Annotated in this window: 11 protein-coding genes; 4 read left to right on the plus strand and 7 right to left on the minus strand. The window is 39.4% G+C overall.

What is annotated here, in order from left to right:
• Nucleotides 1-112: 112 nt before the first annotated feature.
• Nucleotides 113-1,375: an ABC transporter permease gene (locus LF817_RS18215; RefSeq protein ID WP_253937238.1), complete on the minus strand. Its 1,263-nt coding sequence runs from the start codon at nt 1,373-1,375 to the stop codon at nt 113-115.
• Complete coding sequence (locus tag LF817_RS18220; protein WP_253937239.1) at nt 1,368-2,267, minus strand: ABC transporter ATP-binding protein; 900 nt, start codon at nt 2,265-2,267, stop codon at nt 1,368-1,370. The genes LF817_RS18215 and LF817_RS18220 overlap by 8 nt, the downstream gene beginning before the upstream one ends.
• 139 nt (nt 2,268-2,406) lie before the next feature.
• Here LF817_RS18220 and LF817_RS18225 point away from each other — a divergent pair, with 139 nt between their 5' ends.
• Nucleotides 2,407-2,592, plus strand: coding sequence for a YhzD family protein (locus LF817_RS18225; protein ID WP_253937240.1), 186 nt, complete (start codon nt 2,407-2,409; stop codon nt 2,590-2,592).
• A 37-nt stretch (nt 2,593-2,629) separates the two neighbouring features.
• Here the strand turns inward: LF817_RS18225 and LF817_RS18230 are convergent, their stop codons facing one another.
• The 4 genes from LF817_RS18230 to LF817_RS18245 all read right to left on the minus strand — a co-directional run bounded on the left by LF817_RS18230 (nt 2,630) and on the right by LF817_RS18245 (nt 6,037).
• Nucleotides 2,630-3,403 carry an enoyl-CoA hydratase gene (locus LF817_RS18230; protein WP_253937241.1) on the minus strand — a complete coding sequence of 258 codons (774 nt, stop codon included), beginning with the start codon at nt 3,401-3,403 and terminating at the stop codon, nt 2,630-2,632.
• 129 nt (nt 3,404-3,532) lie between these two features.
• Nucleotides 3,533-3,892: a YlbF/YmcA family competence regulator gene (locus LF817_RS18235; RefSeq protein ID WP_253937242.1), complete on the minus strand. Its 360-nt coding sequence runs from the start codon at nt 3,890-3,892 to the stop codon at nt 3,533-3,535.
• An 86-nt stretch (nt 3,893-3,978) separates the two neighbouring features.
• The gene (locus LF817_RS18240) at nt 3,979-5,115 is read right to left on the minus strand and encodes a DUF445 domain-containing protein (protein ID WP_253937243.1); all 1,137 of its coding nucleotides are present in this window, start codon (nt 5,113-5,115) and stop codon (nt 3,979-3,981) included.
• Nucleotides 5,116-5,635: 520 nt separating this feature from the next.
• Nucleotides 5,636-6,037 (minus strand): ferritin-like domain-containing protein, encoded by a 402-nt coding sequence (locus LF817_RS18245; protein ID WP_253937244.1) that lies wholly within the window; start codon nt 6,035-6,037, stop codon nt 5,636-5,638.
• A gap of 111 nt (nt 6,038-6,148) precedes the next feature.
• Here LF817_RS18245 and LF817_RS18250 point away from each other — a divergent pair, with 111 nt between their 5' ends.
• Nucleotides 6,149-6,310 carry a hypothetical protein gene (locus LF817_RS18250; protein WP_253937245.1) on the plus strand — a complete coding sequence of 54 codons (162 nt, stop codon included), beginning with the start codon at nt 6,149-6,151 and terminating at the stop codon, nt 6,308-6,310.
• 44 nt (nt 6,311-6,354) lie between these two features.
• On the opposite strand, the gene LF817_RS18255 is transcribed toward LF817_RS18250, so the two are convergent.
• On the minus strand, nt 6,355-6,636 hold the full coding sequence (locus LF817_RS18255; RefSeq protein WP_253937246.1) for a metal-sensitive transcriptional regulator: 282 nt from the start codon (nt 6,634-6,636) through the stop codon (nt 6,355-6,357).
• A 118-nt stretch (nt 6,637-6,754) separates the two neighbouring features.
• Between LF817_RS18255 and LF817_RS18260 the strand changes: the two genes are divergently transcribed.
• Nucleotides 6,755-7,654: a PucR family transcriptional regulator gene (locus LF817_RS18260; RefSeq protein WP_253937247.1), complete on the plus strand. Its 900-nt coding sequence runs from the start codon at nt 6,755-6,757 to the stop codon at nt 7,652-7,654.
• 119 nt (nt 7,655-7,773) lie between these two features.
• Nucleotides 7,774-8,874 (plus strand): ABC transporter ATP-binding protein, encoded by a 1,101-nt coding sequence (locus LF817_RS18265; protein ID WP_253937248.1) that lies wholly within the window; start codon nt 7,774-7,776, stop codon nt 8,872-8,874.
• Nucleotides 8,875-9,031: the final 157 nt, after the last annotated feature.

Here is a 9,031-nt window from a genome sequence, read left to right on the forward strand (position 1 = left end):
GCTCTTCAAAGAGTATATAAATTCACCGAAACGTTATGACGTGGGTATTCATGAACAATATTCCTTTTTTAATTAAAAACCCCACTTTCAATTAGAAAGTGAGGGTCCATTATTAATTCTCCTTTTTAGATAGTTGAAATGCTCTTTTGACATCTTTTAAGGATGTAGATTTGCCGTACATTAGAACCCCGCCTTTATATACACGGGCTCCTATCATTGCCAATACTATGATAGCGGCTACGAGAAAGCCTACAGATAAAATGACTTCCCACAGCGGAATATCAAGCATACCCACCCTTAAGAACATGATGAGCGGTGAGAAGAATGGTATATAGGATGTAACCGTAATGAACGTAGAGTCAGGAGCATTTAAACCGAACACTGAGATGAAAAAAGCGATAATGATAAGATAAATCATAGGCGATATCATCTGCTGGGCGTCCTCTAAGCGACTGACCAGCGAGCCTAATGTTGCCGCCAAAGTAGCATACAATAAATAACCTAAAATAAAAAATAAAACACCGTAAGCAATTACACTTAATTGAATGTCGCCTAAACCGAATTCATTTAGAAACGAACCCTCTCCTGAATTCTGCTGGACGCCTAAGTACCCTACTCCTAGGATCAATGAAAACTGTAGAAGTCCCAGCAGAGCAATGCCTGTTATTTTAGCAAACATTTGTGAAACAGGCGATACGCTGGAAATGAGGATTTCCATAACACGGCTAGATTTTTCCGTTGCAACTTCGGTAGCTATCATGCTTCCATAAAGCATGACTGATAGGTACAGCAAAAACAGCATAACGTAGACCAACCCACGGGTCTGTGCCATTTCCTCTGATGATTTAGCACCGCTTTCTTCTCCCACAGAAACAGTTTCGAATGGAATAGGAGTGTTAATCGCTTGCAATGTTGCCTTGTCAACTTCAGCTTCTTCGGCGGCAATCGCTATTTTTACTTGCTGTAAACTTTGCTGCATCATTTCCGCTTCTGCAAGAGATGAGTCTTCTCCTGTATATTGAGTGGCAACAGGCAACCCATCTTCTCCAGAATCAAGGGATATGGCCGAATCGTAGGTGCCTTCTTCGACAGCTTCCCTTGCTTCATCTGAATTAACTTCATTGACTTCTACTGAAAGCCCCTCTTGGCTCGATAAAGTTTCTCCGAGAAGTATAGCCCAGCTTTCTTCATCACTTACAACAGCTATTTCAGAAGTACCCGCACCCTCTTCATCATCATCGAACATCTCAATGATAGTCTGGATATTTGTTATTAAAAAAATCAGAGCTAGTGTAACGAGAGTAGTGATGAAAAAAGATTTCGATTTAACCCGCGACTTAAATGTTTGCCCGACCATTATAAAAAACTTATTCAAAGGAATTCCCCACCTTCTCGATAAAGATGTCGTTCAATGATGGTTCTTCCAAATCAAATGTGCGAATAAAACCTTTTCCGTGAAGCTCGCTGAGGATGGTTTGGGATACATGTTCATTTTCCACTTGTAACTCGCAGCTGTCTCCTAAACTTTTATATTTTGTCACACCTGGAAGGTCTTTAAGAAATGCTAAATCAAAATCAGTGCGGACTCTTACATTTTTCTTACCGAATGAGCGCTTGATATCCTTCAGCCTGCCATGGACGACTGGTTTTCCATGATGAAGAATGCATAAATGCTCGCAAAGTTCTTCAACGTGCTCCATTCTATGGGATGAAAAAACGATGGAAGTGCCCGCCTCTTTCAATTCAACTACAGCTTTCTTCAGCATTTCCACATTGACTGGGTCCAAACCAGAGAAAGGTTCATCTAGAATAAGTAATTTTGGTTTGTGAAGTACGGCAGAGATAAATTGAATTTTCTGCTGGTTCCCTTTAGACAAGTCCTCTACTTTTTTTGATTTATAATCTGGTACTTTAAACTTCTCGAGCCATTGCTCAATCTCATGTAAGGCTTCCTTACTATTCATTCCTCTTAAACGAGCTAAATAGACGAGCTGATCCTGTACTTTCATTTTAGGATATAATCCTCGCTCTTCAGGTAAATATCCGATCAAATGACTTTTATCGTAACCGATTCCACCTTCGTTCCATGTGATATCTCCTGAACTTTCTTGAATCAATCCTAGAATCATACGAAATGTTGTAGTTTTGCCAGCTCCATTAGCCCCTAGAAAACCAAATATTTGTTTTTCTGGAATTTCTAACGAAAGATGATCGACAGCTGTAAAGGAGCCGAACTTTTTCGTAACATTATGTAATTTCAAAGTCATTACTTAATCCCCCTTTTACCAGTTATACATACGTATTCAATTTGGTTTTGTTTCATTTATTTTTATGATTTAGCAGGAATTCCGGCGGTTTATGCCTAATATATAAAATGAGTCACCATTCACCTAGGAGGTACTTTTAATGAGGAAATATTATCTTACCGTTTTTGAGAAGGACGGAACGAATGTACTTGATGAAGTATTTGAGGCCAATGATGATAAAGAGGCTAAACGAATCGGCCAAGACACTCTGGAAGATAAAGGATTTTCAGAATATACCCATCGCTGTGCCGCACCTGAAGGTCACCTTGTATTGTTCCATAGGTAATCACATAAAAAGTCGCGTGAGACACGCGACTTTTTGCTTATTTTCCTTTGAATTCAGGTTCACGTTTCTCTAAAAATGCTTGCACTCCTTCTTTATGATCGGAAGTCTGCCTTAATTTCCACTGCGACCGCCTTTCTTTTGCTAAATATTGCAAAAGCTGATCCATACCGTATTGGTGATAGATTTTTTTTGAGGCTATCATGGATTGCAAAGGTCTCTCGGTCCATTTTTCAGCAAGCTTTTCTGCTTCCCGTTGAATATCCTTTTCATAAACTGAATCGATCAATTGATGGTCATATGCTTCTTCAGCCTGTAAGTTCTCTCCCTGCCAGGCAAACTGTTTGGCTCGGTGGGTACCTAATCGCTTTTCTAAAAAGAAATGACCGCCGCCATCAGGTGCAAGACCGATTCCGATAAAATTCATAGATAGCTTCGCATTTGCTTCAGCTATTAAATAATCAGCAGACAGGGCGATGCTTAAACCTAAACCGACTACAGGACCGTGCAAGGCAGCAAGAATAATTTTAGGCATGGAATAGAAGCCAGTTACTATTCGTTCAATATCGTTCATGACTTGATCATAAACTTCTGGATCACTAACTTCCTTCATCATTGTGACGTCTCCGCCTGCACAGAAGCCACCGCCCGCACCCGATAAAACGACGATCTGGGTATCTTCATCATTTTTCACGTTCTCAACGATATCAGCAAATTCCCGCAGCATCTGTACATGTAAAGCATTGTATTTTTCTCCGCGGTCCAGTTTTAAAAAAGTAATGGAATCTTTCTTCTCTACCTTAAAATAATTCATGAGTATCCCCCTCGACAGTAGTGTCCCTATATTAATAGTTCGCCACGACGCTTCAAATCCCTTGCTTTTTTTACAAAAATTTCACAAAAAAAAGCCACCCATTTCAGGTGGCTCTTTAAAGATTGTTTCTTATTGTTGTGGTTCTTCAGGATTACCATAAAGCTCTTCAAGAGGCTTTGTGATAATTTTACTTACGTCATTGATTACAGTGTTAAGACGCTGCTCTTCTTCCATAAGTTTAGAAATTTGAGGGTGCTGCTGAACAAGTTCGACAACTTGACGTGCCTGCTCAACTTCTTCCTCTGAAATCTCTTCACCTTGCATTTGTTTTTGCTGAAGAGTGATTTGAGTCTGACGGAAATCTTCGAACATTTTCTTCGCAGCTTCGTCATTCATTACCGCTTCATAAGCGTCTTTTAAACCGTTGAATTCCTCGCTATTGCGAATTGCTTTTTCTAGTTCATATGCGTGATCATAAATATTAGACATAAATGATTTGAACCTCCTACGTTAATAAGTTTCGAATTCCTTCCTCACTATAACAAACATGTTAAGCCATGTATAGGAATAGGTGGTTATCCGAATAAAAGCACTAGAATTCCTTGAAAAATCCCAATCATCCCACCTAATAATGCCCCTAGATATGTGATCATTTTAAATTCTCTCTTTGAAATTCCAAGCACCATTTCTTCCAGACGGCCAACATTGAATGAATCGACTTCTTCTTGGACAATCTCAGACAAGTGCATCGATTCCATCATTTTTTCGATTCTGGAAGATATAAGTACAGTGGCTTTAGGAACGAGAAGAGGCACCACGTCAAATATAACCCGAGATTGAAACGACTTTGACCACTCAGCTATTGATGTATTCAGCCACTTTTCAATAGGTATAGTTTTTGTAACGGCTTGTCCAAGTCCTTTTGTAATTGTATGTTTACCTACCTGGTTCTCAAAATAGCTTAATCGCTGATTTAACGCAGAATGCAATTCACTGCGTAGCATAGTTTGCAGCCAGTCCGTCGTTTCTCCTGCTGTAACATATCGAATAATGACGGGATGTACTCGGTCGATGACTCGCTCTGATCCCATAAAAGATTGAATCATGTTACCCAGGAATCCCTGTTTATTCAAATAATCATCAATTAGATCACCTACTTTTTCTTTACCTTCCGGACTCGCTAAGAAAAGGTGCACTTTCTCTTGAATATAAACAGCGAGTTGGTCAGCTCCGGCCTCTGCCTTGTCCGACCACTTATCAGTTATAAGATCCTTAAGCTTTTGATCACGATATTTTTCCATCAATTCCTCATAGCGATCTTCTATCCAAGTCGAAATGGATTCTTCAACGTGCTGCGTATCGATATTCATTTCTAAATTCTCAAATAAATCCTGGAGGGTGGCCTCATGATTCAATGCTTTTTCAACTTCTCGTTGAGCGAAATTCGTCAGTTGATTCTGAAATTCCTGTCCTTCTATTTTTCGTTTTAATCCTTCTGCCGTCAAAAGGTGCTCAACAACCATTCTCCCTAGCTGCTTTGCTAATTCCGGCTGCCTTTTTGGAATTAATCCAGGCGTAAAAGGAAGTCTATACTTACCTATATATATGGCCTTATAAGGACGAAAGAGCATTTTTATGGCTAACGAATTCGTAACACCGCCAATGGCCGCTCCGATGACCATCATTAAAATGATTAGTACGATTGCATTCATAAATTATTTACCTCTTTTCAAACAATGAACTTCAGTCCAATTATAGAGCAATAATGCTTCACTCGCCAACTAGAGATGACGATCAAAATTTAAAGTAAACGAATTTTTTAAAATAGCCTCTATTAAAACTCAGTAATGATTTTTAATAGAGACTATTTTTCCCGGTGTCCATAAGAACTGCGACGATCCGCCAGGCCTCCACCCAGTCGTCTTGTTAAAATATAATTAAGATGAGTACCCTATCATTTTATTAAGCATACGTTGTTGTTAATAATTATAAGAGTTATTCAAAAATATGTCAGGATAGTGGAAGACTTGGAATCGAGACATTGGGTTAGTGGATCAGGGCGGCGTGGAATAGCGATCCGTTTTCTAAAGATACCATCTTATCATTTAAAAGCCTCGAAACTGAGTCTTCAACATAAGGGAGCTTATATGATTATCAACACGGAAATTTAACAGATCTCAAAAATAAAAAGAGTGCGCCCCACTCAAAGGTCCCACTCGTGATTATGTTTATTTATAATCTCACTAAGATCTTCTCAAGACGATTTGCACGCTCCATTTCGTCTGTCATTGCGATGAAAAATGGCTGGTAGGCATCTGGACTGGGAATTATGTAAAGCATTTCCCTATACATTTCAATTGCTTCAAATGTTTTGCGTCTGGCCGTGTCCGCACCTTGTTCAAAATTACTATATTCAACGAATTCAGGATCAAAAGAGTGATAACAATCTGTAAGTTGGTAATAAAGATGTTGAAACATGTAATAATGTTTGGCTTCATCTTCTTCTGCAAGTTCAATGTCATTCATGCACGATTCATCTGGTGCATCTTTTTTTAATCTTTGATAAAACTCATTGGCCCCCCACTCATTTTCAATGGCACGCTCTAGCATCCTTAAAAAGTTCTTTTCCCTCATAGTTATGCCTCCCTTGCTATTATTTTATGATAGGGCACAAAGAATATGTTTCTTTACTATTCGGATACGTGAGGATTAAGAGGGAGACAATAGAGACACGGAGGTGATGAGTTGGATAAAAAAAGAAATGAATCCGCTGAAGGAAAAGATCGGTTCGAGCTCGATGTCGATCGCATGATCAATGAAGGAATGGCCGGGGGACGCCCTCGGTCTTCCTATGGGCATGAGCAAATTGGAGAAGTTCACCCTATTCCTGAAGAAGATGAAAAATAAAGAAAGATGCTGCTCAGTTGAGCAGCATCTTCTAATTTTATTGATTATCGGCTTTTCACAATCATATTAACGGCTTCATTGATCAATTCTTCCGCAGATTCGCCTTGCTCTTCTGCTTCCTTGATGCAAGTTTCTAAATTCTTCGCTACAATATAGCCTATAGCACGGTCCATTGCTGACCTGGCAGCCGATAACTGCGTGATGACATCTTTACATTCTTTATCTTCTTCCATCATTTTCAAAACACCGCGCACTTGGCCCTCTATTCTTTTTAAACGATTCTTCGTTTCTTGCGGATACTCATATTTATTTCTTATATCTGTCATATTAATTGCCCCCTACTTAACTTAATTAGAACCAAAATATCGTGTATACTGACGATAACCGATTATTTTTATCTATATTATCATATTAATAAATTTCATTGTAAAAAGGAAGTTTTCTATGTCACTGACTGATCAATTAAAAGAAAATTATCCATCCTTGATTGAAGTAAAGGATCACACACACATCCCTTCTCATCCTTACAAATTTTTTCGCACCAGCGAAGATAAAATTATAGGTATTGCACAAGAGGAAATGAGCGAACGAGAGGCCAGACTTCTATCGGCATTCATGACCCCTTTTGAATTTCCTGACTTTAAACTCTCTCATCAGGAACGCGTGTGGAAAGAGTATCTTGAAGGTAATACAGAGGATCTCATTTTACCTAGTATTCCTTATAAAATTCGTTATGTATTCTTTTCTCTAGCTGATCAAAGTTTAGACACGGACGATTTCCAAGAGGCCCTTCAAGCTCTCTTTCCTGAAGAAATGCCCCTAATATGGCAAAACAGTCAGGAAGGCTTCATTATCGAAGAATTCTTTAAGAAAGACCAGGAGCCGATTTCTTTTGAAATGGTGATCGACATCTTAATGAGTGATTTTTATACAAAGCTTCAATTTTACATCAGCGATGAGGTCTACGATATAAATCAATATCGCAGGGCATTTCAATGGGCTAGTCGTTGTTCTGTTCTTTCAAAAAAATATCAGCCAGCTGAAGTAGTTCACTTCCATGATGTCACCCCCTACTTGTTTATTGACGCAATCCCAGCAGAGGACCTTGCATCACTTCAGCATTCTATTTTATCCGAAGCGGAAGAGGACATTGAACTGCTTCGGACCATTAGAGTATTTCTTGAGTCTGGTTCCAATACCTCGCTCGCTGCCAAGCTTTTGTTTATGCATCGTAACTCACTGCAATATCGTGTAGATAAATTCATCGATAAAACTGGTGTTGATATCAAGCAATTTGAAAAGGCGGCTATCGTCTACTTATTGCTGATCTACTTGAACCCGTAATCACAGTGCACAAAAGCCAATTTGGTTCTTTGTGCACTTTGTCCATTTACCAGCCTCCATAACTTCGCTACACTATAAACATACAAAAGAAAGCGATTTCACACGAGGAGGAATTTTAAATGGCAGAGCTAAAGCTAAATAATATTGAAAAAGTATATGATAAAAAGGTGAAGGCGGTTGAAGATTTCAATTTACATATCGGAGACAAAGAATTTGTTGTCTTTGTAGGTCCCTCTGGTTGCGGAAAGTCCACCACCCTTAGAATGATTGCTGGATTGGAAGAAATCTCGGGTGGAGATTTTATGATTGATGAAAAAAGAATGAACGATGTAGCTCCTAAAGACCGTGATATAGCGATGGTGTTCCAGAACTACGCACTATACCCACATATGAATGTCTACGATAATATGGCATTTGGACTGAAGCTGCGCAAAATGGATAAAAAAGAAATTGAACAGCGTGTAAACAATGCAGCGAATATTCTTGGTTTGGAAGCTTTATTAGACCGTAAACCGAAAGCGCTATCAGGTGGTCAGCGTCAGCGTGTTGCTCTAGGCCGCGCCATCGTTCGTGATGCGAAAGTATTCTTGATGGATGAGCCTCTATCCAACTTGGATGCCAAACTACGTGTGCAAATGCGTGCTGAAATTCAAAAGCTTCACCAGCGCCTGCAGACAACAACCATTTATGTAACACACGACCAAACAGAAGCGATGACCATGGCCACTCGTCTTGTTGTCATGAAAGATGGACTCATTCAACAAGTTGGCGCTCCAAAAGAGGTTTACGATAAACCAGAGAACGTATTTGTAGGCGGATTCATTGGTTCTCCTGCTATGAACTTCTTTAACGGCACATTAAGTGAAGGACATGTTAACTTAGGCGGAGACGTCAATATCGCCATCCCTGAAGGTAAACTGAAAACACTTCGTGACCAAAATTATATCGGGAAAGACGTGATTCTTGGAGTGCGTCCAGAAGATATGCATGATGAGCAGTTATTTATTGATGCCAATCCTGATAAGAAAATCAAAGCAGATATTGAAGTTGCTGAATTGATGGGTGCCGAATCCTACCTTTACTCCCGCATTCATGATCAAGAATTTATCGCTCGTGTTGATTCCCGTTCTGATGTGAACGGTGGAGATAAAATTGAGCTTGCCATTGATATGAACAAAGTTCATTTCTTTGATGCAGACAGTGAACTGCGTATCCGATAATATAGCAAATAAAAAAGCAGCCTCAAAATGGAGGCCACTGAAGAACTGCTAACTTTTTGAGTTATATATCAAAAAAGGAAGCCGCGTTGGACTATTTTATCGTCCAACGCGGCTTCTTTGGTTGTAAGTAAGAGGGTTTTGTCCTCTTATTCCTTCA

The sequence above is a fragment of the Halobacillus sp. A1 genome, assembly GCF_024189295.1.
Lineage (GTDB): Bacteria > Bacillota > Bacilli > Bacillales > Halobacillaceae > Halobacillus_A.

Bases quoted from the DNA above. Each gene is read 5' to 3' on its own strand.
- LF817_RS18255 (WP_253937246.1), bottom strand. From the start codon at position 6,636: ATGACAGATATAAGAAATAAATATGAGTATCCGCAAGAAACGAAGAAT.
- LF817_RS18230 (WP_253937241.1), bottom strand. From the start codon at position 3,403: ATGAATTATTTTAAGGTAGAGAAGAAAGATTCCATTACTTTTTTAAAA.
- LF817_RS18225 (WP_253937240.1), top strand. From the start codon at position 2,407: ATGAGGAAATATTATCTTACCGTTTTTGAGAAGGACGGAACGAATGTA.
- LF817_RS18240 (WP_253937243.1), bottom strand. From the start codon at position 5,115: ATGAATGCAATCGTACTAATCATTTTAATGATGGTCATCGGAGCGGCC.
- LF817_RS18260 (WP_253937247.1), top strand. From the start codon at position 6,755: ATGTCACTGACTGATCAATTAAAAGAAAATTATCCATCCTTGATTGAA.
- LF817_RS18220 (WP_253937239.1), bottom strand. From the start codon at position 2,267: ATGACTTTGAAATTACATAATGTTACGAAAAAGTTCGGCTCCTTTACA.
- LF817_RS18265 (WP_253937248.1), top strand. From the start codon at position 7,774: ATGGCAGAGCTAAAGCTAAATAATATTGAAAAAGTATATGATAAAAAG.
- LF817_RS18245 (WP_253937244.1), bottom strand. From the start codon at position 6,037: ATGAGGGAAAAGAACTTTTTAAGGATGCTAGAGCGTGCCATTGAAAAT.
- LF817_RS18235 (WP_253937242.1), bottom strand. From the start codon at position 3,892: ATGTCTAATATTTATGATCACGCATATGAACTAGAAAAAGCAATTCGC.